The organism is Vibrio sp. A1-1 (genome assembly GCF_021728175.1).
GTDB classification, from domain to species: Bacteria; Pseudomonadota; Gammaproteobacteria; order Enterobacterales; family Vibrionaceae; genus Vibrio; species Vibrio diabolicus.
In genome coordinates, this window is the sequence record NZ_JAKKCL010000021.1 from 12,314 (window position 1) to 38,191 (window position 25,878).

Consider the following 25,878-nt stretch of genomic DNA (forward strand, 5'->3'; position numbering starts at 1 on the left):
CGAAGTATGAAATTTTATCGCCGTATCGAGCCTATTAAGGCCATGACCTTCGATCTTGATGACACGCTGTACGACAATTACCCGGTGATTATCCGTATGGAGCGTGAGTTGCTGACTTGGTTGCAACAAACACATCCAGCCGTGGCGCACATGGATAAGGCTGATTGGATGCAGGTAAAAAAACATGTGCTCCAGCAGAGACCGGATCTCAGAAGCGATGTGACGCTTTGGCGTTTAGTGCAGCTAAAGCATGGTTTTCTTTCAGTTGGCTATGATGAAGCGCAAGCTCAAGCCGCAGCTGAAGAGGGCGTGCAGCTCGCTTTGGATTGGCGCAGTCAGTTTGAAGTGCCCCAATCAAGCTTAGATGTTTTGACACAACTGGGAGAGCGAGTTCCGCTCGTGGCGATCACAAACGGCAACGTCGATTTAGATAAAATTGGCTTAACGCCGTATTTTCAATGTGTGCTCAAAGCGGGGCCAGATGGGTTAGCGAAACCCGCCACCGATATGTTTACTAAGGCGAAACGGTTCTTGGATATTCCAGCAGAGAATATTCTGCATGTCGGTGATCACCTAACCACAGATGTGCATGGTGCAAAGTCGGCTGGTTTTGCGGCTTGTTGGTTCAATGATATGAATAAAAATGTCATTAACCATTCAAAAACACGTACTTTACCTGATATTGAAATCAATAGTTTGCAGCCGTTACTCACACTTTTTTAATTGCTTTCGCATTAATCCATTCTAATCTCATTTTGTGTCTAGAAAAGCAGCGTAAAGCCACGTAAATTATTCACTATTAAGTAAAAAGAGTAACGCCACACGTCGTGGTGAAGATAGTGTTACGGCAGTGGTAGGTGCATGCGAGCTTTTTCAAAACTGGTTTATGATGTCAGTCAGTTAAATGACTTTTTAGTCACTTCTCAGTTATCTTCAAGTAAACAATATTTGGTGCAAATATTGTCGACTCAATCACGCGACTTTACGACCACACTTGCGGACGCTGTTTTATTGTTGCTGCCGAATGCTCATGTCGTGGGGCATAGTACGCGTAATGTCATTCTGGAGGGGGAGATATTTACCTCTGGCTGCCTGATCAGTGTGACTGAGTTCGAACAAACCACGCTTACTTCTGCTGTACAAACCTACTCTTACTCCCCCGATATTGATGGTGGAGAGCTCAAACGCTCGCTTCTGTTGCAGCACAATTCGCAAGTGATCCTCAGCTTTGCTGTGCAAATTGAACGACGTGACTATCCCTTGTTTCAAACCTTCGCTAGTGAAGAAGTCGTGATCTCTGGAGGGTTGGCGCAGAGTATTGATGATGGCTGTTGGGTGCTATATCAAAACCGAGTTTACGATAATGCCGTGGTCGCCGTAGCTTTGCACAGCGATACCTTGAAGCTATGGACGGATGCGTATTCGGAATGGAACCCGATTGGCATGCCACATAAAGTCACCCATGCAAAAGGAACGCGCTTGTATTGCTTAGGTGAACAGAAAGCGTTGGACGTATACAAGCGTTATTTGGCGGATGGCCATGATGTGACGCTGAGTCAACTGCTCAGCTTTCCTTTGTATCGAGAAAGTTTGGGGCGTAAGGAAGTTTGCACGGTAACGGAGCTACACGCTGATGGCAGTATGAGTTTCGACAGGCCTTGGTGTCTTGGTGACGAAGTACAATTTTGCTATAACCACCCCTCATTAACGCTCGAACAGGTGCGACATGGTGTGGTTGAGTTAGCCATGCACCAACCTGAAGTCGTGATGATTTTTAACTGCGCGTCACGGTTAGACTTTATTGACAGCAGCGACGAAGTCCAAGCCTTCAAAGATATCGCGACGACGTTTGGTAGTTATTGTATGGGGGAACTGCATGGCGGTATTGGACAGCCAGAAATTCTTCATCACAGTCTGACGTATTTAGCGATGCGAGAGGGAGACGAAGTACAAGCATTGAACTTGCCTAAGTCGCCCGTTAGCTCCTCTATTTCACCATTGTTTAGCTTGATTCGAAATGCGATTGGCGACCTCAACCATATGAACGCGCATATGGGGTATCAACTCGATCGCCAAACGCGCAAGTTACAAGAAAGCTATCGGCGAGATAGTCGCACTGGATTACAAAACCGAGTCGCGCTGCAAGAGCGGCTGAGTAGCATCGATTTGGATGAGCACTTGCTGACTCTAAAGCTACTTAACTTCAGCCATATCAATGAAAAATACGGTTATAGAGTAGGGGATCAGCTACTTAAAGACCTCTCAATGCATTTTACGAATCGACTGCGAAAGCGTTTTGGCATGCCAACGGCTTTGCAGCTTTATAGTATTGGGGTTGGTGAGTGGGCGTTCATATTTAAAGCTGACCAAAGCAGCGAAACCATCAAACAGCACTTTACTCGTTTTGCCGACGCGGTAGAGCAAACTAATTTTGAACCAATTGGTCTGCGCGAAATAGATTATCTTTCTATCTCGCTGTGCGGTGGCTTAGTGAGTCGTCGAGATTTTCCATCAGCTTCTGCGGATGAGCTATTGCTTAAAGGCATTGAAGCGAGGCGTTCCGGTGTGCGCAGTAATACCCATATCTGCAATGCGAAAGACATCGAAGTCAGTGAGGATGTGCGTAAAGAGCAACTTGGATGGTTGAGCTGCGTCAGTAAAGCCATTCTCAAACAGAACATCATCACCTATAGCCAGCCGATAGTGCATGCGGATAGCCATAAATTGGCAAGCCAAGAATGTTTGGTTCGCATTTTGGAGGAGGATGGAACGGTAATTGCGCCAGGGCGCTTCCTGCCTATTATTTCCGATACGCATCTTTATACTCGATTGAGTCGGCACATGATCCATTCTACGTTACATTACATGCGAGATAAGCAAGGTGACTTTTCTATTAACTTGTCGCCGCAAGATTTGCTTAGTGATAAAACTTTAATGCTTTTAGAGCATGAAATTTGTCAGCTCAATGACCCTAGGCGAATTGGTTTGGAAGTGTTGGAATCTGAGCAAATCAAAGACTACGGTCGAATGATCGAAGTATGCAGTCATTTCAGAAGCTTAGGAGCGCGTATCATTGTTGATGATTTTGGCTCAGGCTATTCCAATATTGATGAAATCCTAAAGCTGGAGCCGGAAGTCATAAAGCTCGATGGTAGCTTGATTCGTGATATCGATAAAGACTTAAAGCAGCGCAAAATAGCTTCTCAGTTGGTGCGTTTATGTCAGGTGTTTAACGCGGAGACGGTGGCGGAGTTTGTCCACAATCGAGAGGTGTGTAAAATCGCGCAGGATATGGGCGTCGACTATCTGCAAGGCTACTACTTGGGTGAACCTACGCGTTTGTTTTAGTTGTGTTTCACGTGAAACCATTCCAATAAAAACGCAGCCTTGGCTGCGTTTTTATTTTGAGCCATTCGGTTTTAGTTGCGTTAGTTAGGTAATTGCTTGAGAGCGTGTCCACTTTTTTCGGCTTGAAATAGTGCAAGGTAGTGAGCAAAGAATGTGAGCATTTTTTGCTGGTTATTTTGCTCGCCTAGTTGTCCGAGTAAATATGCGGCGACTTCAAACGTGCACAAGTTACCTTGTTGTTGGTTGCGTCGCAGCTGATATTGCGAGTCCGCCGAGGCAGACAGCGCCATAGTAGGGATACTTTCTAACCAACGGCTCTTGTTGATCATCTTGCGCGCCTCTTGCCAGGTGGCATCCAAAATAATAAACAGCGGAGTTTTGGTTTGTTGTTGGCTTTGGATCGCCACATGTTCGAGTGTGACGCTTTCTTCACTTGGGAACAGAAGCACTGGATACAGCGATGGATCAGCTAATCGAGCGAGCAAGTCTGCTGGTGGTTGTTTTCGGTCCCAGATTACTCGCTCAATATTGAGTTGGCACTGCTCTAGTAGCTGGCCAGTATTAGTATCACGCGTCAGTTCATTCGGATGCATCAACAGTAAGATGTTGTGCTCGCTGGTAAGTTTCGGCACCAGTGAGCACATACAGTTGAATTGAAAACCACAATTTGGACACGGTTGCGACATTACAGACGAACTCCTTCGCGAACCGGGCTAATCCCATCCGAGAACAGACGCACGCCACTGATTTGGTTTGGCGTTGCCGTTGGTGCCATGCTTGGGTTGAGTGGGTAGCTAACCCCACTGTATTGCATCACGTGTTGGGCTGCCTTAGATCCGCCACCGCTGACATTAAAAATAAGATCTTGCCAGCCATGAGAGGTTTGTTGGCCGAGCATAATTGGGCTTTGTACCAGTGTGATGCGGCTATTGAAGCGCCACTCTTTTTCGTGATGTTCAAAGATCAGCAATGTACAGCCACCGGAACCACACCAATCCAGCTGTACTAATAGCTCTTCGTTACCATCGCCGTTGAGGTCGTAAGTTAGCCAACGGTACTGGTTGTTGTTGGGGTTGGTTTGGTGAATGAAGAAGTAGTTGCGCACGGCGGCATCTACTTTGGAGTCAAACTCCGCACTAGAAGGTACGTCTGCACTGCTGATGGGCTTGTTGGCGCGTTTCTCGGCTGGTTGCATCATGCCCTCATCACGAACGGTGGCAGGGTAAAGCACTAAACCACCATCGGCGATTGGGTATACCAAGTTTCCGACTTTTTCTTTGGTCGCTTTGAGCTGATTGCCTTCTCGCGTAAACAGTCGCTCTGACATCAGTCTTTGTTGTTGATGATACGTCATGACGACTTGAACCTGAGACGGACTTAATTGTTGCCAGTACCCACGTTCGATTAACGGTGCTTGCCCATTGGCGTAACTGTATTTTGTTGTGGCGCTGTGGTCTGGGTTTAAGGTCATTTGCACCTCAAAACCTTGTGATTGGGTTGAAGTCGCGACATAGGTATTGGCCCAGCCAAGCGTAGCGTCCAAGTTTGCAGCTGTACCACAACCTTGATAAGTGTCGCCATCATGTTTTAGCGTCGCTTTCCAGCCATACAAAGAATCACTCATCGTATCTGAGCAGAGGTTTTCTGTTAGGAGAAGTTCACCATCTTGTAGTTGATATGTGCGCTGGCGAGGTTGAAGTTGACTGCTCTTAATCGCTAATTTTTTGGTTTGTTTGCCGATTGGCTGGAATGTCAGTCCATTAGCCTCAAAGCTTGCCGACCAAGAAGGCTCATTACCAAACACGCGAGTTGGTTTGTTTGGTTGCTGACAACGGTTTGGATTTTCCGTTGTGAGGAAGTTCACTTGTTCCACGACAAAGTTAGCATCGAAATCGGCAGAAAACCCATCGATGCCCGGTGGGTTGAGATGGCCGATAACCTCGCCATACATGGTCTGGTAAGGCTCGTTATTTAACTGAATTGCTCGTTGCATTTGCTGTGGTGACAGTTGTAACCAATATTGCTTGTCGCTGCCACAAGGCATGATGTATTGGCTCTCGTGACCGACGATCACTTTTCCACGTAGCATAAAGGTTTGAGGTTGAATGGTGTCTGGCTTATCTAAGGTGGCTGGTGGAGAAGCTGGGTCGGCAGCGCCAGATTGTGGCGGCTGCGAACTACATGCTTGCAGAACCAGCAGAGTGGCAAGCGCCACTGGGTTTTTCAAAGCCTTCATGTTATATCTTCCTCATTATTGTTACTCAATCGGCATCGGATGGCATTATGGCATATTGGTTATTTAAAACTGAACCAGATACCTTTTCTATTGACACGCTTCGAACCCAAAAGGTTTCATGTTGGGAGGGAGTTCGTAATTATCAGGCGCGCAATATGATGCGTGACCAAGTGAAGGTGGGCGATTTAGTCCTGATTTATCACTCTTCTTGCAAGAATGTTGGTGTTGCTGGTATTGCTAAAGTCGTGAGAGAAGCCTATCCCGATCATTTCCAGTTCGATCCTGAAAGTGATTATTTCGACCCAAAGTCAGACCCAGACAACCCGCGTTGGATTATGGTGGATGTCGAATTCGTGCGTAAAACGGCGCGAGTGATTCCGTTATCGGTGATGAAAGCGATGCCAGAACTTGAGAACATGCCATTGGTGAAACGTGGAAATCGCTTGTCGATCATGCCTGTGACAGAAGAAGAGTGGGAAGCGATCCTTGGCAAAGAGAAGTTGCCAAGTCAGCGATAAAAGAAAAGGGCTGCGAATGTGCAGCCCTTTGTTATTGTTTGGAGTATTGCTGCTTACAGCAAGTGATCTTGTAGGTAGTGTGCAACCGCATCTTCTGCATTGCTGCCAATCACTTCGTTATTTGGCAATGCTTTCATCACTTTCTCGTGTGATGTACCCATGACCAATCCTTTACCTGCCATCGACAGCATTTCTACGTCATTCATGCCATCACCAAATGCCACGCAATTTTCTAACGTGAGGCCGAGTTTTTTCGCTACCGCTTCAAGAGCATGGCCTTTAGACACACCTGCACTCATTACTTCCAAGCACCATGGTGTTGAAAACGCAATATTCAGCTTATCGCCAAATTGTTCACGTAGTTTGTTTTCAAACACCACCAAGCGTTCGTGGTCTTGTGCTGGGTGAGTGAAGAAGATTTTCGCAATACCGTCAGTTGGCGCTTGGTCTTCATCGAATAAGACGTATGTGAATTCGTCATGGAAATCACGCAATGTTTCGTCGTCTTTGTTCATCAACCAACTGTCATTTTGATACATGTGGATAAGTATTTCTTGATCGTGCTTGATCGTGTCGATCACGCCTTGAACCAGTTCTGCAGGGACATTCTCGCTGTACATCAGCTGATCTTCCTGGTCATGCACACGGGCACCGTTCGAGGTGATCATGTAAGCCGGAATTCCGACCTGACGACGGATGCTCGCAACGTCTACGTGGTGACGGCCTGTTGCAAAGACAAAGGTGTAACCCTTTTCATGCAGCGCTTTTAGCGTCTCTTTTGAGTAAGCACTGAGCTGATGGTTTGGTGCGAGTAACGTGCCATCCAGATCAGAGGCAACGATTTTAGTGATCTCTTTGCAAGGTAGCGATGTGCTCATGAAGTCCTCGTAAACGGTTTGGATAGTGTGGAACAGGTGATTGCAAACGGAGTACAGCAGACTGACTAGATCATGCTGCTCCGAATGCGGGGGAACTTTGGTCGGTTGCATCTGCATGGTTCAACGCAGCCAGACCCAAGCAGTGTACGTCAAAATGAGGATGAAAAAGAGGGTAAATCAATGTGCAGACATTTCCTCTTTAATCATGGCCGTGAAATGGTCGCCTAGAGTTCTTATTATGTTTTTTCGTTTGGCGATGATTTCGGGTCATTCATAAAGCGGAAGATTGCATCGAGTGCTTGATTACGATACTGGTCGGTCTCGAATAAGATCTCATGCTGAGCGTCTTCGATAGAAAGTAGCTCCGCATGTGGGTTGGTTTTACGCAATTTATCGATAAAACGTTTTTGTGCCAGATTGCTGACAATACGATCGTTCCCAGCTTGAATCAGGAGCACCGGTACTTTGACTTGGCGAGTCAATAAAAAGCATTGTTTTGCTGCCATTAGCCCTTGCCATACCCATCGAGTGCTCGGTCCACCGACTTGCAGTTCCGGTTTTTCCGTATAGAGATTTCGGAACCATTGGTAGCGGCCGTAACTTTGGCTGAGTGGGTTATCTTCAAAGGGTTTAGGGAAGTAGGCCTGATGTCCTGGTGCATAGCGTGGCAAAGTCGATACCGCTGACATAATTTGTGTCACTGGAATCGCTATTGGCGATAAGTACCATGGCAGATTAATACCAAACATAGGCGCACTAAGAATCAAGCCGGTAAAGGGATGTTCTGGGTGAGTTTGCAGATAACGTGTAGCGATTGCGCCGCCCATGGAGTGGGCAATGATGAAACATTGCTGATAGTCGCTAAGGTCGTGTTTGTTTACGACCACGTCCATATCGTCAATATAATCAGTAAAGTCATAGACGTGACCCATATCTGAGTCAGACAATAGACGATCTGATAAACCTTGTCCGCGGTGGTCAAAGGAATAGACGTCGAAGCCTTGGCGATAGAGATCGTAAAACAGTTCTTGGTATTTCCAGGAAGATTCAATGCGCCCATTAACGATGAGCACGGCTTTTTTATGTTCTGGGTTGGTCAGTTTGCACCAGTAGATGTTCTTTTTCTCAGTTCCTTTAACAAAGCCTTCTTGGCGAGTTTGCCAAAGTGCCGCGATCGGACCACCAATTGCTTGCTCAAATAATGACTCTTGAGTATAAGTCAAAGGTGAATGGTTAGTAGCCATTAGTCGATTACCTGAAGATACGTTGTTTACGCGATGTATCATCGAAGAATTAGTGAGGAAATGCAATGGATACCCACGTCTGGTTAGCTTATGTAGTAACTGCAATCGTTTTTAGTTTGGCTCCGGGGTCTGGCACGGTGAACTCAATCAGCAATGGTTTGAGTTACGGTACTCGCAAATCTTTGGGGGCTGTGATCGGTCTCCAAATTGGTTTGGCCATTCACATTGCGTTAGTTGGGGCGGGAATTGGTGCGCTGGTCGCACAGTCGGCAACGGCATTTTCTGTCATTAAATGGGTTGGCGCGGCTTATTTGGTTTGGTTGGGTATCCAGAAATGGCGAGACACTTCCAGCTTGGTGGCGGCTGAGAGCCACAAAGACATGTCTGGCATGGCACTCTTGTACAAAGCTATTTTGATTAACCTAACGAACCCTAAATCGATTGTTTTTCTGGTGGCGTTGTTTCCACAGTTTATTGACCCGGCACAAGACCAACTGACGCAACTGTTGGTGCTTGGTGTTACGACTGTTGTGATCGACGCGTGCGTGATGTTGGGTTACACCACCTTGGCGGCGCAAATGGGACGTTTTATTCGCTCCGATAAAATCATGGGGAAAATAAACAAAGTCTTCGGTTCAATGTTTATGGGTTGTGGTGCATTATTAGCAGCTGCAAAGTCATAAGCCATTTATAGGTCCTTCTTTAGCATGAATACAACGTATGTTGCTCGCCAGCCGATCTTTAACCGCAAAAGACAGACGCTGGGTTATGAATTGTTGTTTCGAGATGGGGAGAGTAATGCATACCCTTCGCATATTGAGTCAAACCGAGCAACATACCGATTAATTGTCGAGAATTTCCTATCTCTGGGCACTAACCCAGTGATTGCTTCTTCGCGATGCTTTATCAATTTTCCTCATCAAAGCTTGGTGCGCCGCTTACCGCGCAGCTTGCCAAAAAACAAAATCGTCGTCGAAGTCCTGGAAACTTGCCAGCCGACCGATGATCTTCTCGATGCGATTCGCGAGTTGTATCGAGAAGGTTATTTGATCGCGCTGGATGATTTCACCTTAACGCCGGAGTGGCGTCGCTTCTTACCTTACGTGCACATCGTTAAACTCGATATCATGGCAATGGGGCTGGAAAAAGCGTGTGCGTTGGTCAAAGCTCACCTTGCTAAACGCGTCAAATACCACTTTTTGGCGGAACGTGTTGAAACCGCAGAAGAGTTTGAGCAAGCCAAAGCGGCTGGCTTTAAGTTTTTCCAAGGCTACTTTTTTAGTAAGCCATTAGTTTCGCAAACAAAATACGTGAGCCCTGAGCAAGTGTTAGCGCTACAGCTTTTTCGTGAAGTCTGCTCACCAGAGCCAGACTTTACTCGTATTGAAACCATCATTACGCAAGATGTCGCGTTGTCGTACAAATTATTGCGCTTTGTAAATACGCAAGCGCCAAACCTCGCTGTCGAAATCAGCTCGTTTCGTCAGGCCTTGATCTACCTTGGTCAGGATAATCTTAAGCAGTTTGTCTCCTTGGTCGTGGCGTCGTATATCTCTAGTAACAAGCCTCGAGAGCTGTATCACCTTTCATTACAACGAGCGCAGTTCTGCCAATTAATGTCGCGTTATCAGCCATTTTCCCACCTCAACGAACAAGGGTTTATGGTCGGCTTATTATCGATTTTAGATGCGATGCTTGATTTGTCGGTGGAATCTTTAGTCAAGCAATTGCCACTTAGCGAATCTGTACAACAAGCCTTATTACATCGCAAGGGGGTTTATGGTGCGCTGATTTCTCTGGAAGAGTGTTACGAGCGTGCCGACTGGTCAGGCGTCGAAAAAATCACGACGCAGTTGGGGTTGTCTTTGGAAGAGGTCAAGCTCTCGTTAGGCGAAGCGGTTCGCTGGAGTCAAAACGTCGCAACCGCGTAAATTTCTGCCGTATCTTTATTCTCTCTAACCGTTCTTCTCTCAATCTTTATTGGCTGTTTCGATGTGAAACTTTTATGACGATGATGGGATCACTCTTGACGACATCTCAGAGTTAAATAAACATATACGCATATCCATATATAGGTATGTTTATTATGCTTCCACATCAGTTTTTCAAGCTGTTATCCGATGAAACGCGCGTACGTTGTTTAATGCTGGTGGCCCGTGAAGGCGAAACTTGCGTGGGTGATTTGGCGTTTGCGTTGCAAGAGAGTCAGCCGAAAGTTTCTCGTCATCTTGCTCAGTTACGCTCCAGTGGCATCTTGGTGGATAAACGCCGAGGGCAATGGGTGTACTACGAGTTATCGCAGCAATTACCAGGTTGGATGCGTAAGCTGATTGAAGACTTAGTGGCATCAAACTGTTTGAAGCAAGAGTACCAAGACGACATCACACGCTTGCACGATAAAAGTCGTGAGGCTTGCTGTTAATAGCAAACAGAGATTCAAGGTAGAAGATTAAAGGGTAAAACTATGACAATTAAAGTAGGAATTAATGGCTTTGGTCGAATTGGTCGTTTAGCACTGCGAGCGGCATTCGACTGGCCAGAGTTAGAGTTTGTGCAAATCAACGATGTCGCAGGTGATGCAGCGACGCTTGGCCACTTATTAGAGTTCGATTCAGTGCAAGGTCGTTGGCACCATGAAGTGCAGGTTGAGGGCAATGAACTCGTCATCAATGGCAAGCGCATCGCCACGACTCAGCAACGTGATATCGACGCTGTGAACTGGTCTGGCTGCGATGTTGTGATTGAAGCGACAGGTGTACATCGTAAAACCTCGTATCTAGACCAATATCTCGATCAAGGTGTGAAGCGCGTGGTGGTGAGTGCGCCAGTGAAAGAAGAAGGCATTGCGAACATTGTAGTTGGTGTGAATGACCACATCTTCGATCCTGAAAAACATCGTATTGTGACAGCCGCTTCGTGCACAACAAACTGTATAGCGCCTGTGGTGAAAGTTATTCATGAGAAGTTGGGCATTGAGCAATCCTCTTTCACGACAATTCACGATTTGACCAATACGCAAACCATTTTGGATGCACCGCACAAAGATCTGCGCCGTGCTCGTGCGTGCGGCATGAGCCTTATCCCGACCACTACCGGTAGTGCGACTGCGATTGTGGAAATTTTCCCAGATTTAAAAGGCAAGATTAACGGCCACGCGGTACGTGTACCATTGGCGAATGCGTCATTGACCGACATCATCTTCGATGTAAAACGCGATACCACAGCAGAAGAAGTGAACGCTTTGCTGAAAGAGGCGTCGGAAGGGGAGTTAAAAGGCATTCTTGGCTTTGAGGAACGTCCGTTAGTGTCGATCGATTACAAAGGCGACCAACGCTCAACCATCGTTGATGCACAATCCACCATGGTGGTTGGCTCACGAATGGTGAAGATTTACGCGTGGTACGACAATGAAATGGGTTACGCAACGCGCACCGCAGAATTGGTTCGTAACGTTGGTCTGGCATAACCGGAGTTCATAATGTCTCATCCTACATGGCAATTAGATTTGGACTCTGGTGCATTAGTCCTAACACCGTGCCCGGGTACCAAAGGCGTCGAGTTGAAAGCGTCGTTGGAACAGTTGAAGGAGCAGGGGGTTCAAGCGGTCGTTACTGCATTGGACGATAGCGAGTTAGCAGCGAAAGACGTTGCGGCTTTGGGTGACACCACTCAGCAGCTGGGCATGAAATGGTTCCAGATCGAGATTGAAGATGACTGCGCACCAAGTGAAGAATTTGCGGCGAAGTGGCACCAAGCCAGTCCGGAACTGCATGCGATTCTTGCTCAAGGTGGCAAAGTCGCGATGCACTGCATGGGCGGCTCGGGTCGCACAGGTTTGTTTGCGGCTCACTTGTTGCTAGAGAAGAAATGGCAGTTAGAAGATATCGTGCGAGAAGTGCAGGCTCTTCGCCCTGGTGCGTTTACAAAGCCGGTGCAGCTTGAGTACATCGAACGCGTGGCGCAAGACGCTTGATCAGCTTAAATAGCTTTTGGAACATCATGATCCAAAAGCTATTTTCCAGTTTATATAATGGAAAATAGGGCAGCAGTAAAACTAAAAATTTCAATTTAAGTTTTTGTTTTTATTGGTTATATTTTTCCGTTTGTAAATTTCGGTGTGTTTGTGAATTCGAACTAAGGTTGTATCGCCTTATGGTTGGTGTACAGGTTAATAAGCATTTGGCACATGATGATCTAAATACTTCTATCGCTGTACATAAGAGGTCAATATGATTTCTCAATTGAGCAAAAGTATTCGTCAGTACATGTTAGTGACGTTTAACTATTGGAACTTTACCGTGACCGACGGAGCGCTGCGTATGCTGGTGGTGCTCTATTTTCACGACTTGGGTTATTCCACGTTAGCTATTGCCTCACTGTTCCTTTTCTATGAATTTTTTGGTGTGGTGACCAATTTGATTGGTGGTTGGTTGGGCGCAAGGTTAGGCCTGAACAAAACCATGAACATTGGTTTAGCGATGCAAGTGTTTGCGTTGTTGATGCTGGCAGTACCCAACGCATGGCTGACGATTCCTTGGGTGATGGCGGCACAAGCTTTGTCGGGGATTGCCAAAGACCTCAACAAGATGAGTGCCAAGAGTGCGATTAAAACGCTAGTGCCAGACGAGCAGCAAGGCGCACTTTACAAATGGGTGGCCATTTTGACGGGCTCGAAGAACGCGCTCAAAGGAGCGGGTTTCTTTGTCGGTGGCTTGTTGTTGTCTTGGGTGGGTTTCCAAAACTCGATGTTTATTATGGCGAGTGTGCTGGCATTGGTGTTTGTTTGCAGCATGATCTGGCTAGAAGCTGACATGGGTAAAGCAAAGAGCAAACCTAAGTTTCGCCAAATTTTCTCCAAGTCCGAATCTATAAATATTTTATCTGCGGCACGTATGTTCTTGTTTGGGGCGCGTGATGTGTGGTTTGTGGTCGCTCTGCCTATTTATCTCGGCAGTGTGTTTGGCTGGGATCACTTGTGGGTCGGTGGCTTTTTAGCCGCATGGGTCATTGCTTATGGGTTTGTGCAAGGCTTTGCGCCGCGTATTACTGGCAAAGCGCAAGGTCGCGTGCCTGATGGTAGTGCAGCATTAGTATGGGCAGGAATTCTTGCGTTAATTACGGGCGGTATTGCTTATGGTGTGCAAATCGGTTGGCAGCCTGAGTTGGTGATTGTTGTGGGGTTAATGATTTTTGGCGCTGTGTTTGCCATTAACTCTTCACTTCACTCGTATCTGATTGTGAGCTATGCCAAAGGCGATGGTGTGTCTCTCGATGTTGGCTTCTATTACATGGCCAATGCGATGGGACGTTTGATTGGCACGGTATTATCGGGTTGGATCTATCAAGAGGCTGGCCTTGCGGCGTGCTTATGGGTCTCCTTTGCTTTCTTGGCGCTGACGACGCTGATTTCGATTAAGTTGCCAAAAGCTAACGTTGCTACTGCGTAACTATCCCCAGTATTGCTATCTGTAGATGGTATAAATGGCTCCAAATCGGAGCCATTTTTGTTTCTTATGCGCCGTTGATGTAATCAAACTGTGTGGGTTTGGCATCGAGAGTGAATGCTGATGTTTGGTTCTCGTTAATTGATTAGAGTGGCGATGAAATCCCCGTTGTAGGTCATTGTTGCGTTAAAAATAAGCAAAAACAGATTGTTAACCATTTCACTGGCTGAGATTTACCCTATGCTATAAACGATAAGCGACTCAAAGTAGGGAAAGGTATGAGAGAAAGGGTTCTGTTTTTTGATTTATTGCGCTGCTTTGCTGCGGTGGCAGTGATCGCCATTCACGTCTTGGCCCCTTATCGAAATGAGTTAGGAGTGATTCCGTTTGACCAATGGTTGACGGCCGTAGGCGTTAATAGCGTTACCCGCTGGGCGGTGCCAGTTTTCATTCTGATCACCGGAGCGTTGATGCTCAGTGACACTCGACCATTTGACGGTAAGTATTATATCAAAAGGCGTTTAGGCAAAGTCTTAGTCCCATTTCTTATTTGGTCGATGTTTTATGCATACCTCTCTGGCTGGACGGCTCAAGGGTTTGATTTTGAAACCGTAAAAGAGGTGTTAAGCAATAGCCCATTTCACGCAACGTATTACCACCTCGGTTTTTTCTATTACTTTATACCTCTGTATTTTGTGATTCCGTTGTTCCAATGGATGGTACGCAACGTTGATGACAATGTGTTGTATACCTATCTCGCATTTTGGCTTTTCACCAGCACGCTGTTTTTGTTCAAGATTGATGGTCCATGGAGTAACCAAATGTGGCTCTACATGGGTTACCTTCCTCTGGGTTATGTTCTATTTCAAAAAGTGCCTTTGAACCGCTCTATGGTGACCTTATTTACAGGGTTTGGTCTCGTCGCGTTGGCTGTGACATTTACTATGGTCGTGACAAACAGTCTAGAGGCTGAGAAGTACACGGTTGGACGCTGGCTATCTTACAAAACACTGAATGTCATTCTAGCAGCTTCGATGATTTTCATGATCGGTCGTTACTTTGGGGAAGGCTTGTCACCAAAAGTACAAAAAGTGGTGAGTGTGATCAGTCAGCACAGCTTGGGGATTTACTTACTTCACCCAATTTTCTTATGGCCGATGAAAGCGTTTGGTTGGTACACCGGACATCCCGCATGGGTGATTCCAGTCTGGATCATTATCAGTGGAGCTGGAGCCTTGGCGATGAGCTATCTATTTTCTCGCTCTGCCAAGACTCGTTGGTTACTGCCTTAACGTTTGATGGCGAAGTGAAGGAATTTGTTACCACGATAGGTTAGCGTTCCTTTATCTCCAGGGTTGAGTGCATGGTAGTAGTGCACTCCAATTTGGAACTCTCGTTTAGGGCCAATAGAACCGCGTTGGACATAAATCCAATATTCTTGGTCGTCTTGGCCTGGTGGTGCATCTGGGATGTCGATAGCTTGCTTATCTAAAATAGTTACCTGTGCACTTTGTTCTGGAGCGTCTTCGCCCACATAGTGCTTGCTATAGAAACGAAAAAATACCCATGCGCCCAAAGCAATAAGGGCGAACAGGGCGACAATAAGTGAGATTGGCATGTTAACCTCCGATGTTTCATTGAGCTCTATTCTACAGAACTCATTGATGAAACGATGAGTTGAGATAACTTATTCATAATCTAATGAAAGGGACATGAATTTTATTCGGCGCACTTCACGGTTTATCTCAATGGGGACGCGATGAAATCGTTGCTTCATCTGCAAGCTACGTCACTAAAGCTGAACTAAGCAGCTTTCACTTGTCTGGCTATATGCGCTCAAGGGCACAAATTGAAAGTAAAATTGCACTTAACGGCTCGAAAAAGCTCTAAATTTATAGAAGAATAAAAATAACGAACACGGGAAGGGTCTGGTAAGGAGGGTTACGATGTCAGATATTGAAAAAGTAGTCATGCGTACCCGAACGATCGAAAAACTTTTGCGTACTCAGTACCATGCAGAAGGGAAAGGGTTACACCAACTTATTAATAGTTGTGAAGAACGTTTACCACATGACGTGATAGCGAAACTTCGTTTTATCGCTACTGTGCGTAATAAAGTGGTTCACGAAGACGATTATAAGCTGGATGATCGGAAAGGCTTTATGGCGGCGTGTGACGCTTGTGAAAAAGAGCTAACGCCAAGAAGCTCTCGTTTTATTTGGCGTGCAGCAATTTTGCTAATGACGTTGATTACGCTCGCCGCTCTTGGTTTCTACTATATGCATTGGGATATCTTGTCCAAACACATACAGTAGAAAAACACAGATAAATAAAAAAGGACGCATTTGCGTCCTTTTTTATTTTTAATCAGTAGGTTAGTACATCATTGGCAGTGTCATTAAACCCACAACCACTGCAATCATTACCAGCCCTTGTTTTTGAGAAGATGAAATCATAACACTACCCCTTAATCTTTGATGAACTCGATGAATTTAATATAGCACTGTTTTTGGGGTTTGATCAACATATGCTCGATAATCTTTTCAAAAAATACACTTAACTTGTCTTTTTTTACGTGTTTTTGACTAATGAAACTGTGTTTTTTGTGTTGTATTTAAAATGCTCGTATTGTGTGATTGTTGTTCGTATTTGATTTAAGTGTATGATTTTAAAGTGTCAATCTTGGTTTGTTGTTGGCTTGGAAATTGTTTTTTGTTTCGGTTGGTATGTTGATTGCCTATTTTGTCTGTGTTTCTCAAAAATTGAGAAAATAAAAAGATGTGCTATGGAGGTGCATCATTGAGTTGCGGTGTGGAAGGGGAATTTTCTTATCTAATGAGAAAATATGGGCTTAAAAAGTGTTTAGTGATTTGATGGTTTATGAAGTCGGTGTTTTCGATGGTTATTGAGAATGTGGCTTTATTTATCATTAGCTTACGTTCGTTATTTGATGTTTTTGTTATTGAGTTAAGTTTGATTTTTCATATTGTTCTAATCTGTTCATCGGTGGTTTCTACTATCTTAGCTCGCTACCAATATGATTTTCTGTTTTGTGTCTGTTATTTATTCTTGTTGCCTGTGATGTATACAGTCTGATGGTTTAGTCATCAGTTTTTGACGTGATGGGTTACCAAGGCCATTGGGCTGCTTTTTAGTTAAATGGCCTGACTAAGCGCGGGTTATTGTGCCGTGTGATTTGATGAACTTGGCTCATGGGATAGGGCTCTGCCCCATATTTATGGCCGTCATTAAGGCTCATCGACTTAATTGTTGTGCAGAGTGAGGGTTACAAAATGTTTCGAATCGCTAGCGAGATCCAACTTTCGCAGATTGTGTCTTTACATCAAAACTGGTCTACCTAGACTAGCGGCGAGTTTAAGTAAAAGGTGTATACGGCATGTGGAGTTGGCTGGCGATAGGGCTATCAGGTGTGTATTCCGTGTTGGGAGCAAAACAAGCTAACCCGACACAATCCCTCGTGTTTAAAATCTTTACTCTGCTACTTCTTCTTGTGTTGGTGTTAACTCAAGGCGCATCCGCAACATATACCTACTGGATTGCGGGTGGGCTTATTGTGTCTATGGTGGCAGATACGCTGCACTCGTTTAAAACTCGCAAGCTAATTTACTTTGCTGCGTATTTGCTTGCTCAGGTGTGCTACAGCAAGTCATTTTGGGTGCAGCTTAATGGTGAGATTGTCTGGTGGCTGTTGGCCCTACTGCTCGCAGCGAGTATCGTGGCGTTCTTTTTGTTGCTACCTCAACTCGACTCTCTGGTGTTTCCTGTTGTGATCATGGGGATGATGTTGGTTCAGCTTGCTTGGGCGGCGGGTGAAGTTTGGTTGCAGGCCCCGAGCTATGCCAATGCTATCGGTTTCAGCGGAACCCTAGTTTTGATCTATTCGGCGTTGGCGTATGCGATACACGGTTACCGAAAACCGATGAAACACGCCTATTTGTGGGTAAGTGGTAGCTACTTCTTTGCCCACGCCCTCATTGTTGCCTCTATCATTTACTAATTTAAATCAAAGCAGCTCACGAAGATTTCAGTAAACTGGACGTATTGTTCTTGATGACTGGAGTCAATAATGAGTGAAATCCATGCCCACGAGCTGCTAAACCTACTTCGAGAAACGCCAATGGATCGCGAAGCGCTGGCACAGCACTTTGGCAACACCGTTCGCTTTCACACCTGTAAACTGAATGATCTAGACTTAGATGCATTGCTAGCATTTTTGCTCAAGCGCGACAAAATCCGTGAGCTTGAAGGTAAGTTTGTGGTCAATATGGCGCGTGTCTGCAATCACTAAGCGGCGGCTATGATGCGAGGGTGAATATGCTGTTTTCGCCCTCAACCATGTACTCACGTTGTCAGTTTGCTATACACTGGCCGCCATTTTTTAGGTGAGGCCAGAATATGGACATTCTTTCTGCAGCGACCATGCTGTTTCTAATCATGGACCCTCTCGGTAATTTGCCGATTGTGTTGTCTATTCTCAAGCACATCGATCCTAAGCGTCGCCGTAAGGTATTGATTCGTGAACTACTGTTTGCCTTACTAATCTTGATGTTGTTTCTGTTTGCAGGACAAAGCATCTTAAGTTTTTTGCATGTCCAGCCAGAAACGCTCAGCATTTCAGGTGGCATTATTCTCTTCATTATCGCGATTAAGATGATCTTTCCGAGCGCTGGCAGTATCACTGGACTGGCGGCAGGGGAGGAGCCCTTTATTGTTCCGATGGCCATTCCTATGATCGCGGGCCCTTCAGTGATTGCAGCATTGCTTTTGCTATCTTCACAGCATCCAGAAAAAATGTTGGAAATGTCCGCATCAGTTGTTATTGCGTGGGGCGCAACATTTTTTATTCTAATGTTTTATGGCTTCTTTAATCGTTTGTTGGGCGAGCGTGGTCTAAAAGCGGTAGAGCGTTTAATGGGCTTGTTGCTGGTGATGATCTCCACTCAAATGTTTTTGGATGGTGTTAAGAGTTATCTTGGGTGACGGAATAAACGCAATAAAAAAGCCGCTCTTGAGAGCGGCTTTTTAGTATTTGGGCGATTACATCATGTGTTTACGACGAATATCGAGCAGGGCAAAAATACCAAAGATCAGGATGGAATATTTTTCCCAACTGCTCATTTTAATTTTGTCGCCAAATGCGCCAATGAAGATGGCCATTTGTAAACCGTGCATGATGAACAAAAAAGCGGTCATGATGTACAGCGCAATCGCGGCATTACCGGGAAACGGCATAAAGATATTGAGGATCAATACTAACCAAACAAAGGCGATAGCCGCTTTGGCCAGCAGAATTAATGCTTTCATTTAAGTGTCCTTTTAAATCGAGGCGCTATGCGGAGGTACGTTCATACAGACGGTAACTCACTTGGCCTGCTGTTTTTTCTCGATGTAACTGCCAGTTTTCTGGTAAGTCGGCAATATTGAGTTCTTTTTCTGTTTCAATATAAATCATCGCGTCTTCCGCGAGCCAGCCATTTTGTTCTAGCAGAGCCACGGTTTCATCCAACAGACCTTTGCGAAACGGTGGGTCAATAAACACCACATGATGCGCAGTACCCGGCTGTTTTAAAAAGCTCAAGGCATCTGTATTCACTACTTGGATGTTGTTCGCGTTAAGAGATGCCACGTTCTTCTGTAATTGCTGAAAAGCTTGTGGGTTCAGCTCAACCATGGTCACTTGCTCTGCTTGGCGCGAAGCTGACTCAAAGCCTAAGCCGCCGGAGCCGGCAAATAAGTCGAGACATTTTGCTTGCGGCACATCTTGAGCCAGCCAGTTAAATAGCGTTTCTTTGACGCGATCGGTCGTTGGGCGTAAGCCTTCAGCATCGTGTACAGGAAGTTTTCTGCCTCTCCATAAGCCACTAATAATGCGAACAAAGCCCGTTGTTGGCTTTTTTTGTGATGAGTTTTGCTGGCGACGTCTTACCATAGATTTTTTGACCGCTAATAAAGTGATACTATATCTAATCGCCCAAGCCGTGAGCTTGGAGCTTGGATACAGCCCAGAATATTCAAGATGACAGAGTGTAACACTAATAAGATTAGAATTACCTAATCGGAAAGTTTTCACAACTTTGTCATTAGCCTTTTTTAGACAGATAATAATCTTGTCAAAAAAGAGTCATTAATAGATAAAAGAACAATCTAGGATAGCCCCAGATGACGGAAAAAAAGAAGCGCGGATTACTTTCGTGGCTAGGTTTTGGTGACGAAGAACAAAGCCCAAAACCAAAAACTGAAGAAACAGTAAAAGAAGAAGCAGTGGAAGCGCCTTCTGAAGAGCAGCAAACCGACGCAGCTGCTGAGCAAGCGGAAGCAACGCCAGAACTTGAAGAAGAAGAAGCGAAACAATCAGAGGCTGCCCCAGCAGAAGCAGAAGAGCCTCAAGTGCCTGCTGCACCTCGCGTTCAAGAACAAGAAAAGCCAACAGAGAGCTTTTTTGCTCGCCTCAAACGCAGCCTAAGCCGCACAAAAGCAAACATCGGCGCTGGCTTCTTCGGTCTGTTCAGCGGTAAGAAAATCGATGAAGACTTATTTGAAGAGCTAGAAGAGCAACTGCTTATTGCTGATGTGGGCATGAATACCACAACAAAAATTATCAACAACCTGACAGAAAAAGCCACACGTGGCGATCTGAAAGACGGCGAAGCCCTTTATGGTTTGTTGAAAGAAGAAATGGCTGAGATTCTTTCTAAAGTCGAACAGCCACTAGAAATCGACAGCAACAAAACGCCTTACGTCATCTTAATGGTTGGTGTAAATGGCGTGGGTAAAACCACGACCATCGGTAAGCTTGCCAAGCAGTTCCAAACTCAAGGCAAAAAAGTGATGCTTGCAGCGGGCGATACTTTCCGTGCCGCAGCGGTTGAGCAGCTACAAGTATGGGGTGAGCGTAACAACGTTCCTGTGATTGCCCAGCATACTGGCGCAGACAGTGCTTCTGTTATCTATGATGCGATTGAAGCGGCAAAAGCACGTGGTGTGGATGTTGTGATTGCCGATACCGCGGGTCGTTTACAGAACAAAGCGAACCTAATGGAAGAGCTGCGTAAGATTGTACGTGTGATGAAGAAAATTGATGACTCAGCACCACATGAGATCATGCTGACGCTTGACGCAGGTACAGGACAAAATGCCATTAGCCAAGCGAAACTTTTCAGTGATGTTGCCCCTCTAACCGGGATTACTTTGACTAAGCTGGATGGTACAGCGAAAGGCGGTGTAATTTTCGCTATTGCCGATCAGTTTGGTATTCCAATTCGTTACATTGGTGTGGGTGAAGGTATCGAAGACTTGCGTCCATTTGAAACTCAAGAGTTTATTGACGCACTGTTTAGTCGTGAAGAATAAAAAGAGTTAGAGGAAATCAACGGTGATCAAATTTCAGCAAGTGAGCAAAGCTTACCGAGGTGGTCGACAAGCACTGCAAAAAGTCGATTTTCACCTGAGGCGCGGTGAAATGGCGTTTTTAGGCGGGCATTCCGGGGCTGGTAAAAGTACCTTGCTGAAATTGATCTGCGCGATAGAGCGCCCAACCGATGGAAAAATCCATTTTAATGGTCACGATATCACGCGCATTCCAAGCAAAGACATCCCTTTTTTGCGCCGCAATATTGGGATTGTTTTTCAAGATCATCGTCTACTGATGGATCGCAGCGTATACGACAATGTCGCTCTGCCGATGCGCATCGAATCGATTTCTGAAAACGAAATCAAACGCCGCGTTTCTGCGGCGTTAGATAAAACGGGCTTGCTTGATAAGGCTCGTTGCCTGCCGAGCCAACTCTCTGGTGGTGAGCAACAACGCGTCGGTATTGCTCGTGCCGTAGTCAATCGACCAACGTTGCTGGTGGCTGATGAGCCGACAGGTAACCTCGATCCCGAACTATCCAATCGCGTATTGCGGTTGTTCGAAGAATTTAATCGTGCGGGAGTGACCATCTTACTCGCCACGCACGATGTGGGGTTAGTAAACACTCGCCCACAGTATCGTCATTTTGAATTAAACCAAGGCTTCCTAAGTGAGGTAGAAGACTATGGCAGGTAACAAGCACTCCCAAAAGAAGGGGAAAGGCCGCAGTGCCAAGCGTGCAAATACCGATGGTTTTTTCTCTGTCCACGCAAAACAAGCAAAATCCTCTTTTAGCGCCTTATGGCAACGACCTTTAGGTAATATCCTGACCCTAGCCGTGATTTCAATGGCACTTGCTATGCCAGCTTGTTTGTATCTACTGGGCAAAAACGTCGCGGGTGCCGCGGAAGATGTGGCATCTCCCTCGCAAGTTAGTGCTTACTTAGTAGAAGGCATGCCGGATGCACGTGTGATGGTTCTCAAAGATCAAATTGAAACTTGGCCTTTGGTAAAAGAGGTGGAATATATTTCACCGCAACAAGGTCTATCTGATTTAAGCCAATATGCAGGATTCGATCAGGCTATCAGCCTTTTAAGTGGCTATGCGCTACCCGGTGTGTTGGTGATTACGCCAGCCTCGGAGCTAAAGAGTGATATTCAGTCATTAGCCAAAGACGTTCGAGAGCAACAAGATGTGACCGACGTGAGACTTGATGAAGATTGGCTGGCGCGTCTTGATGCGATCAAAACTCTCGCGAGTATTATTGTCATTACTCTGACAGTGTTGATGCTCGGTGCGGTATTTTTAATCGTTGGCAACACGTTGCGATTTAATGTGCTGGCGAATAAAGAAGAGATTCAAACCATGAAACTGATCGGTGCGACGGACAGTTTTATTCTGCGTCCTTATTTGTACACGGGGATGTGGTTTGGCGTATTAGGTGCCACCATCGCGTGGTTGGTAACGGCTTTAGTGACCATTGTTATGAATAGTGCGGTGGAAGATCTTGCTGCATTGTACGACAGCCAGTTTCGCCTGATTGGTCTAAGCTGGGATGAATCTTTGCTATTAATCATCATTGGTAGTCTTTTGGGATGCATTGCGGCGCGCTTTTCTGCGCAACGACATTTAAAAGAAATTGAACCAGTTTAAGTGATGAAAGTCTTACTACTTGGATTTTATTAGCACTAGCTAATCTGGATCCCTTGTTTAGACCGAATGTTTATGGATAATTGCTTCCCCTTCTTGAAACTTGTTCATTTTGAGTTCAAGATATCGAAGCTAAATTTGCAATGTAATGCTCCAGATCAGAGATTGATGAGGAATTGAATGACAAAAGAAGCGTATCCGATGGCTCTAGTCACGCAAGATAGCCTTGATAGCTATATTCGCTCAGTAAACAGCTACCCAATGCTGACTGCAGACGAAGAGCGTGAGCTGGCAGAACGATTACACTACAAAGGTGAGATTGAGGCTGCAAAAGGTCTAATTCTTTCGCACCTACGATTCGTTGTTCACGTTGCTCGTGGTTACTCTGGCTACGGTTTGCCAATGGCGGACCTTGTGCAAGAGGGTAACATCGGTCTAATGAAAGCCGTTAAGCGTTTTAACCCAGAAGTAGGGGTTCGCTTGGTGTCTTTCGCTGTCCACTGGATCAAAGCAGAGATCCACGAATACGTGCTACGTAACTGGCGTATCGTGAAAATTGCGACCACTAAAGCGCAACGTAAATTGTTCTTCAACCTGCGTAAGTCGAAAAAGCGCTTGGGTTGGTTTAACAACGGTGAAGTCGAAACCGTTGCGCGCGAGTTAGGTGTTGAGCCTTCTGAAGTTCGCGAGATGGAATCACGCTTAGCGGCGGTGGATTCAACCTTTGATATGCCAACTGATGAAGACGACAGCTCAAATGCTTACACAGCGCCGATGCTATACCTAGAAGACAAATCGTCTGATGTGGCTGACAACATCGAAGCTGCAAACTGGGAAATGCATACCAACAATCGTCTGGGTCATGCATTAGCGAGTTTGGATGAGCGTAGTCAGCGCATCGTGCGTTCTCGTTGGTTAGATGATGAGAAAGCAACATTGCAAGACTTAGCTGATGAGTTTGGTGTTTCTGCCGAGCGTATTCGTCAGCTAGAAAAAAACGCAATGAAGAAACTAAAATTGGCTGTGGGTGAATTTTAAGTTCTACTGCTAATTGAAAGTAAGATTTTCATAGAAAGCCGAGATCATGTGATCTCGGCTTTTTTATTGTCGATCGAAAATCGATAGCGTTTGCGATCCGGATTTTATGTGCTACCTGTGTATAACTCTGTGAAGTAATTATTTATCAACTGTTCGAAACCCGGACAAAATAAGGGATTCAAGCACTTTTCCATCTGGGGATAGTTATAGATATACACACAGTTAGATCAGGATCATTACTACATATTGTGGATCAAAAGATCCAAATACACTTTATCAACGCAATTCACAGCTTTATCCACAAATGGTTGGAATGTGTACACTTTTGAAAGCCCTGATTATCCATGTGTCTAAGTTTGCCGTTGGATAGGTTACAATAGCGGCAGTATACCCAAGCGGCTTCAAATATAGATTTTATGCTGTACCACGGGTGCTGATTAGCACGTTAGGTTCGAGGTTGCTTGGGTATATTCATAAGAGAATGAGAAAGTAAATGGATCAGTTTAAGCATATCGATGTACAAGGTGCGCAAGCGCTGCTCGAGCAGGGTGATGCAAAGCTTGTAGATATCCGTGACCCTCAATCGTTTGCCGTTGCGCATGCGGAGTCCGCGTATCATTTAACTAACGATACGATCGTTGCGTTTATGGATGAAGTGGAGTTCGAACAACCTATTCTGGTGATGTGCTACCACGGCATTAGTAGCCAAGGTGCCGCACAATATTTAGTTAACCAAGGCTTTGAACAGGTGTACAGTGTGGATGGTGGCTTTGAAGCCTGGCACCGAGCAGAACTACCGATAGTGAGAAGTTAATGAAGAGATTGGTAACGTTAAATAATCCACGTATGGCGCAAGCCTTTATTGATTATATGGCCTCTCGCCAAATTGACATCGAAATGATGCCAGAAGGAGACGGGCAATTTGCGCTGTGGCTGACTGATAGCCAGCATGAAATAGAAGCGGAAGCCGAACTTAAGCAGTTCCTCGCTAACCCGTCTGATTCAAAATACAGCGCCGCCTCGTGGGACGTTGCCGATACTCGCAAGAGCACCTTTCATTATTCTAGCCCGAGTATCATGAGCATGGTCAAAGCAAAAGCCGGCCCAATGACTTTGCTGATCATGACGGTGTGTACCATCATCTACTTGTTACAAATGTTTGGCTTTGGCAATGGCGTGTTTAAGTTGTTGCACTTCCCAGCCTTTGAGGGACAACAATGGCAAGTGTGGCGATGGCTAAGCCATGCGTTACTGCACTTTTCAGTGACTCACATCGTGTTCAACTTACTATGGTGGTGGCAGTTGGGGGGCGACATCGAACGTCGTCTCGGTTCCGGTAAGCTATTGCAACTCTTTGTGGTGTCGGCAGCGCTTTCTGGGGCTGGCCAATTCTATGTTGAAGGGGCAAACTTCGGTGGCTTGTCTGGCGTGGTCTATGCACTGCTTGGCTATTTGTGGATATTGGGGTACCGCTTGCCACATTTAGGCCTTACGCTACCCAAGCCAATCATCGTTTTTATGTTGGTATGGTTAGTTCTTGGTTTTGTGCAGCCGTTCATGGCGATTGCAAACACCGCTCACTTAGTGGGTTTACTGTCGGGGATGGCGATTGCGCTGTTTGATTCAGGCAAGATGAAATACCAACAGCAAGCCTAAAGCTGAAATGAAAAGACCGCTCAAGAGCGGTCTTTTTTATGTTCAAAACGATTTGGGTTTATTGGTAAAGGTATTTTGTAAACAACAAATCGGCAATGATGGTTTTACCTGTTTCGGGCAAAAGTGTTTCGTTGAGGGTCGTCACTAAGGTTTTGCGCAGATCTTCTCGGCCAGAAAGGGACTTAATAGTATCTTCTGTTTGCTTACCCAGTAATTCAATTACTGCATCGCGAATCAAAGGTTGGTGATGCTCAACAATCGATAAATCTTGCTGGCTCATTACCATGATGTCGATGCGCACTTGCACATAACCTAACTTTTTGCCTTTGGTGTAAAAGTTAGTAGTGAGATCAGGCTCAAGGGTAAAGTATGCCAACTTAGGTCCAGCTTCTTCCGTTTCAGCCCAACTTGGTGCGGCGAACAGTATGGTTAACGCAAAAATAATTTGGGCTATATAACGTTTGTACATATTTCTAACTTTTCTTTCTCTGGA

General features: G+C 45.6%; 28 protein-coding genes. 20 read left to right on the forward strand and 8 right to left on the reverse strand.

Features of this window, described 5'->3' with window-relative positions; all coding sequences use genetic code 11:
• The first annotated feature begins 6 nt into the window (after positions 1–6).
• Both yigB and L3V30_RS21670 read left to right on the forward strand, forming a co-directional pair.
• Positions 7–723 carry a 5-amino-6-(5-phospho-D-ribitylamino)uracil phosphatase YigB gene (gene yigB / locus L3V30_RS21665; RefSeq protein WP_145473428.1) on the forward strand — a complete coding sequence of 239 codons (717 nt, stop codon included), beginning with the start codon at positions 7–9 and terminating at the stop codon, positions 721–723.
• A gap of 138 nt (positions 724–861) precedes the next feature.
• Complete coding sequence (locus L3V30_RS21670; RefSeq protein ID WP_006743012.1) at positions 862–3,348, forward strand: EAL domain-containing protein; 2,487 nt, start codon at positions 862–864, stop codon at positions 3,346–3,348.
• A gap of 80 nt (positions 3,349–3,428) precedes the next feature.
• Here L3V30_RS21670 and L3V30_RS21675 read toward each other — a convergent pair whose 3' ends face one another.
• Together L3V30_RS21675 and L3V30_RS21680 are read right to left on the reverse strand one after the other, a co-directional pair.
• Positions 3,429–4,034 (reverse strand): tRNA-uridine aminocarboxypropyltransferase, encoded by a 606-nt coding sequence (locus L3V30_RS21675; protein ID WP_237309844.1) that lies wholly within the window; start codon positions 4,032–4,034, stop codon positions 3,429–3,431.
• Entirely contained in the window at positions 4,034–5,584 is a 1,551-nt protein-coding gene (locus tag L3V30_RS21680) for a hypothetical protein (protein ID WP_237309846.1), read from the reverse strand. The genes L3V30_RS21675 and L3V30_RS21680 overlap by 1 nt, the downstream gene beginning before the upstream one ends.
• 47 nt (positions 5,585–5,631) lie before the next feature.
• Here L3V30_RS21680 and L3V30_RS21685 point away from each other — a divergent pair, with 47 nt between their 5' ends.
• On the forward strand, positions 5,632–6,102 hold the full coding sequence (locus L3V30_RS21685; protein ID WP_109170341.1) for an EVE domain-containing protein: 471 nt from the start codon (positions 5,632–5,634) through the stop codon (positions 6,100–6,102).
• Positions 6,103–6,155: 53 nt separating this feature from the next.
• Here the strand turns inward: L3V30_RS21685 and L3V30_RS21690 are convergent, their stop codons facing one another.
• Both L3V30_RS21690 and L3V30_RS21695 read right to left on the reverse strand, forming a co-directional pair.
• Positions 6,156–6,980, reverse strand: a complete 825-nt coding sequence (locus tag L3V30_RS21690) for a Cof-type HAD-IIB family hydrolase (RefSeq protein ID WP_005393831.1) — start codon at positions 6,978–6,980, stop codon at positions 6,156–6,158.
• Between the two features lie 236 nt (positions 6,981–7,216).
• A complete protein-coding gene (locus L3V30_RS21695) occupies positions 7,217–8,224 on the reverse strand; it encodes an alpha/beta fold hydrolase (RefSeq protein WP_109170342.1) in 1,008 nt (335 codons plus the stop codon).
• Between the two features lie 65 nt (positions 8,225–8,289).
• Here L3V30_RS21695 and rhtB point away from each other — a divergent pair, with 65 nt between their 5' ends.
• The 7 genes from rhtB (at position 8,290) to L3V30_RS21730 (ending at position 14,960) form a co-directional block, all read left to right on the forward strand.
• Complete coding sequence (gene rhtB, locus L3V30_RS21700) at positions 8,290–8,907, forward strand: homoserine/homoserine lactone efflux protein (protein ID WP_005393828.1); 618 nt, start codon at positions 8,290–8,292, stop codon at positions 8,905–8,907.
• Positions 8,908–8,931: 24 nt separating this feature from the next.
• Positions 8,932–10,155 (forward strand): EAL and HDOD domain-containing protein, encoded by a 1,224-nt coding sequence (locus tag L3V30_RS21705; protein WP_005393827.1) that lies wholly within the window; start codon positions 8,932–8,934, stop codon positions 10,153–10,155.
• 155 nt (positions 10,156–10,310) lie between these two features.
• Positions 10,311–10,646: a metalloregulator ArsR/SmtB family transcription factor gene (locus L3V30_RS21710; protein WP_005393826.1), complete on the forward strand. Its 336-nt coding sequence runs from the start codon at positions 10,311–10,313 to the stop codon at positions 10,644–10,646.
• A gap of 42 nt (positions 10,647–10,688) precedes the next feature.
• Positions 10,689–11,690 carry an ArsJ-associated glyceraldehyde-3-phosphate dehydrogenase gene (locus tag L3V30_RS21715; RefSeq protein WP_005393824.1) on the forward strand — a complete coding sequence of 334 codons (1,002 nt, stop codon included), beginning with the start codon at positions 10,689–10,691 and terminating at the stop codon, positions 11,688–11,690.
• Positions 11,691–11,702: 12 nt separating this feature from the next.
• The gene (locus tag L3V30_RS21720) at positions 11,703–12,197 is read left to right on the forward strand and encodes a cyclin-dependent kinase inhibitor 3 family protein (RefSeq protein WP_046874388.1); all 495 of its coding nucleotides are present in this window, start codon (positions 11,703–11,705) and stop codon (positions 12,195–12,197) included.
• A gap of 256 nt (positions 12,198–12,453) precedes the next feature.
• Complete coding sequence (gene arsJ, locus L3V30_RS21725; RefSeq protein WP_005393820.1) at positions 12,454–13,671, forward strand: organoarsenical effux MFS transporter ArsJ; 1,218 nt, start codon at positions 12,454–12,456, stop codon at positions 13,669–13,671.
• A gap of 275 nt (positions 13,672–13,946) precedes the next feature.
• On the forward strand, positions 13,947–14,960 hold the full coding sequence (locus L3V30_RS21730; RefSeq protein WP_005393819.1) for an acyltransferase family protein: 1,014 nt from the start codon (positions 13,947–13,949) through the stop codon (positions 14,958–14,960).
• Here L3V30_RS21730 and L3V30_RS21735 read toward each other — a convergent pair.
• Positions 14,957–15,286 (reverse strand): DUF2500 domain-containing protein, encoded by a 330-nt coding sequence (locus tag L3V30_RS21735; protein WP_005393817.1) that lies wholly within the window; start codon positions 15,284–15,286, stop codon positions 14,957–14,959. The two genes, L3V30_RS21730 and L3V30_RS21735, sit on opposite strands and share 4 nt — an antisense overlap.
• 328 nt (positions 15,287–15,614) lie before the next feature.
• Between L3V30_RS21735 and L3V30_RS21740 the strand changes: the two genes are divergently transcribed.
• The 4 genes from L3V30_RS21740 to L3V30_RS21755 all read left to right on the forward strand — a co-directional run bounded on the left by L3V30_RS21740 (position 15,615) and on the right by L3V30_RS21755 (position 18,669).
• On the forward strand, positions 15,615–15,983 hold the full coding sequence (locus L3V30_RS21740; RefSeq protein WP_005393815.1) for a hypothetical protein: 369 nt from the start codon (positions 15,615–15,617) through the stop codon (positions 15,981–15,983).
• Between the two features lie 1,082 nt (positions 15,984–17,065).
• On the forward strand, positions 17,066–17,686 hold the full coding sequence (locus L3V30_RS21745; protein ID WP_005393811.1) for a lysoplasmalogenase: 621 nt from the start codon (positions 17,066–17,068) through the stop codon (positions 17,684–17,686).
• A gap of 69 nt (positions 17,687–17,755) precedes the next feature.
• A complete protein-coding gene (locus tag L3V30_RS21750; RefSeq protein ID WP_005393809.1) occupies positions 17,756–17,977 on the forward strand; it encodes a YecH family metal-binding protein in 222 nt (73 codons plus the stop codon).
• Between the two features lie 107 nt (positions 17,978–18,084).
• Positions 18,085–18,669 (forward strand): YhgN family NAAT transporter, encoded by a 585-nt coding sequence (locus L3V30_RS21755; RefSeq protein ID WP_005393807.1) that lies wholly within the window; start codon positions 18,085–18,087, stop codon positions 18,667–18,669.
• A gap of 57 nt (positions 18,670–18,726) precedes the next feature.
• Here the strand turns inward: L3V30_RS21755 and L3V30_RS21760 are convergent, their stop codons facing one another.
• Positions 18,727–18,993: a DUF1145 domain-containing protein gene (locus tag L3V30_RS21760; protein ID WP_005393805.1), complete on the reverse strand. Its 267-nt coding sequence runs from the start codon at positions 18,991–18,993 to the stop codon at positions 18,727–18,729.
• A 25-nt stretch (positions 18,994–19,018) separates the two neighbouring features.
• Positions 19,019–19,618 carry a 16S rRNA (guanine(966)-N(2))-methyltransferase RsmD gene (rsmD, locus tag L3V30_RS21765; RefSeq protein ID WP_012841297.1) on the reverse strand — a complete coding sequence of 200 codons (600 nt, stop codon included), beginning with the start codon at positions 19,616–19,618 and terminating at the stop codon, positions 19,019–19,021.
• A 230-nt stretch (positions 19,619–19,848) separates the two neighbouring features.
• Between rsmD and ftsY the strand changes: the two genes are divergently transcribed.
• From ftsY to glpG, 6 genes are all read left to right on the forward strand, one after another.
• On the forward strand, positions 19,849–21,039 hold the full coding sequence (gene ftsY, locus L3V30_RS21770) for a signal recognition particle-docking protein FtsY (protein ID WP_237309848.1): 1,191 nt from the start codon (positions 19,849–19,851) through the stop codon (positions 21,037–21,039).
• Positions 21,040–21,061: 22 nt separating this feature from the next.
• Complete coding sequence (gene ftsE / locus L3V30_RS21775) at positions 21,062–21,736, forward strand: cell division ATP-binding protein FtsE (RefSeq protein WP_005393800.1); 675 nt, start codon at positions 21,062–21,064, stop codon at positions 21,734–21,736.
• Positions 21,726–22,694, forward strand: coding sequence for a permease-like cell division protein FtsX (gene ftsX / locus L3V30_RS21780; protein ID WP_005393793.1), 969 nt, complete (start codon positions 21,726–21,728; stop codon positions 22,692–22,694). Before ftsE ends, ftsX begins: the two co-directional genes overlap by 11 nt.
• 177 nt (positions 22,695–22,871) lie before the next feature.
• Positions 22,872–23,729 (forward strand): RNA polymerase sigma factor RpoH, encoded by an 858-nt coding sequence (gene rpoH, locus L3V30_RS21785; RefSeq protein WP_005378693.1) that lies wholly within the window; start codon positions 22,872–22,874, stop codon positions 23,727–23,729.
• Positions 23,730–24,222: 493 nt separating this feature from the next.
• Positions 24,223–24,543 carry a thiosulfate sulfurtransferase GlpE gene (gene glpE / locus L3V30_RS21790; RefSeq protein WP_005378691.1) on the forward strand — a complete coding sequence of 107 codons (321 nt, stop codon included), beginning with the start codon at positions 24,223–24,225 and terminating at the stop codon, positions 24,541–24,543.
• Positions 24,543–25,385 carry a rhomboid family intramembrane serine protease GlpG gene (gene glpG / locus L3V30_RS21795; protein WP_005393785.1) on the forward strand — a complete coding sequence of 281 codons (843 nt, stop codon included), beginning with the start codon at positions 24,543–24,545 and terminating at the stop codon, positions 25,383–25,385. The genes glpE and glpG overlap by 1 nt, the downstream gene beginning before the upstream one ends.
• Positions 25,386–25,443: 58 nt before the next feature.
• Here glpG and L3V30_RS21800 read toward each other — a convergent pair whose 3' ends face one another.
• Positions 25,444–25,854, reverse strand: coding sequence for a flagellar basal body-associated protein FliL (locus L3V30_RS21800; RefSeq protein ID WP_046874381.1), 411 nt, complete (start codon positions 25,852–25,854; stop codon positions 25,444–25,446).
• Positions 25,855–25,878 lie beyond the last annotated feature (24 nt).

What these genes read in the sequence shown, in the direction of transcription:
- L3V30_RS21720 (WP_046874388.1), top strand. Translation starts at nt 11,703, where the DNA reads ATGTCTCATCCTACATGGCAATTAGATTTGGACTCTGGTGCATTAGTC.
- arsJ (WP_005393820.1), top strand. Translation starts at nt 12,454, where the DNA reads ATGATTTCTCAATTGAGCAAAAGTATTCGTCAGTACATGTTAGTGACG.
- L3V30_RS21745 (WP_005393811.1), top strand. Translation starts at nt 17,066, where the DNA reads ATGTGGAGTTGGCTGGCGATAGGGCTATCAGGTGTGTATTCCGTGTTG.
- L3V30_RS21735 (WP_005393817.1), bottom strand. Translation starts at nt 15,286, where the DNA reads ATGCCAATCTCACTTATTGTCGCCCTGTTCGCCCTTATTGCTTTGGGC.
- L3V30_RS21705 (WP_005393827.1), top strand. Translation starts at nt 8,932, where the DNA reads ATGAATACAACGTATGTTGCTCGCCAGCCGATCTTTAACCGCAAAAGA.
- L3V30_RS21750 (WP_005393809.1), top strand. Translation starts at nt 17,756, where the DNA reads ATGAGTGAAATCCATGCCCACGAGCTGCTAAACCTACTTCGAGAAACG.
- L3V30_RS21680 (WP_237309846.1), bottom strand. Translation starts at nt 5,584, where the DNA reads ATGAAGGCTTTGAAAAACCCAGTGGCGCTTGCCACTCTGCTGGTTCTG.
- ftsX (WP_005393793.1), top strand. Translation starts at nt 21,726, where the DNA reads ATGGCAGGTAACAAGCACTCCCAAAAGAAGGGGAAAGGCCGCAGTGCC.
- L3V30_RS21800 (WP_046874381.1), bottom strand. Translation starts at nt 25,854, where the DNA reads ATGTACAAACGTTATATAGCCCAAATTATTTTTGCGTTAACCATACTG.
- yigB (WP_145473428.1), top strand. Translation starts at nt 7, where the DNA reads ATGAAATTTTATCGCCGTATCGAGCCTATTAAGGCCATGACCTTCGAT.
- L3V30_RS21710 (WP_005393826.1), top strand. Translation starts at nt 10,311, where the DNA reads ATGCTTCCACATCAGTTTTTCAAGCTGTTATCCGATGAAACGCGCGTA.
- rsmD (WP_012841297.1), bottom strand. Translation starts at nt 19,618, where the DNA reads ATGGTAAGACGTCGCCAGCAAAACTCATCACAAAAAAAGCCAACAACG.
- L3V30_RS21670 (WP_006743012.1), top strand. Translation starts at nt 862, where the DNA reads ATGCGAGCTTTTTCAAAACTGGTTTATGATGTCAGTCAGTTAAATGAC.
- rhtB (WP_005393828.1), top strand. Translation starts at nt 8,290, where the DNA reads ATGGATACCCACGTCTGGTTAGCTTATGTAGTAACTGCAATCGTTTTT.
- L3V30_RS21695 (WP_109170342.1), bottom strand. Translation starts at nt 8,224, where the DNA reads ATGGCTACTAACCATTCACCTTTGACTTATACTCAAGAGTCATTATTT.
- L3V30_RS21740 (WP_005393815.1), top strand. Translation starts at nt 15,615, where the DNA reads ATGTCAGATATTGAAAAAGTAGTCATGCGTACCCGAACGATCGAAAAA.
- glpE (WP_005378691.1), top strand. Translation starts at nt 24,223, where the DNA reads ATGGATCAGTTTAAGCATATCGATGTACAAGGTGCGCAAGCGCTGCTC.
- rpoH (WP_005378693.1), top strand. Translation starts at nt 22,872, where the DNA reads ATGACAAAAGAAGCGTATCCGATGGCTCTAGTCACGCAAGATAGCCTT.
- L3V30_RS21685 (WP_109170341.1), top strand. Translation starts at nt 5,632, where the DNA reads ATGGCATATTGGTTATTTAAAACTGAACCAGATACCTTTTCTATTGAC.
- L3V30_RS21730 (WP_005393819.1), top strand. Translation starts at nt 13,947, where the DNA reads ATGAGAGAAAGGGTTCTGTTTTTTGATTTATTGCGCTGCTTTGCTGCG.
- L3V30_RS21715 (WP_005393824.1), top strand. Translation starts at nt 10,689, where the DNA reads ATGACAATTAAAGTAGGAATTAATGGCTTTGGTCGAATTGGTCGTTTA.
- L3V30_RS21690 (WP_005393831.1), bottom strand. Translation starts at nt 6,980, where the DNA reads ATGAGCACATCGCTACCTTGCAAAGAGATCACTAAAATCGTTGCCTCT.
- L3V30_RS21675 (WP_237309844.1), bottom strand. Translation starts at nt 4,034, where the DNA reads ATGTCGCAACCGTGTCCAAATTGTGGTTTTCAATTCAACTGTATGTGC.
- L3V30_RS21760 (WP_005393805.1), bottom strand. Translation starts at nt 18,993, where the DNA reads ATGAAAGCATTAATTCTGCTGGCCAAAGCGGCTATCGCCTTTGTTTGG.
- glpG (WP_005393785.1), top strand. Translation starts at nt 24,543, where the DNA reads ATGAAGAGATTGGTAACGTTAAATAATCCACGTATGGCGCAAGCCTTT.
- ftsY (WP_237309848.1), top strand. Translation starts at nt 19,849, where the DNA reads ATGACGGAAAAAAAGAAGCGCGGATTACTTTCGTGGCTAGGTTTTGGT.
- L3V30_RS21755 (WP_005393807.1), top strand. Translation starts at nt 18,085, where the DNA reads ATGGACATTCTTTCTGCAGCGACCATGCTGTTTCTAATCATGGACCCT.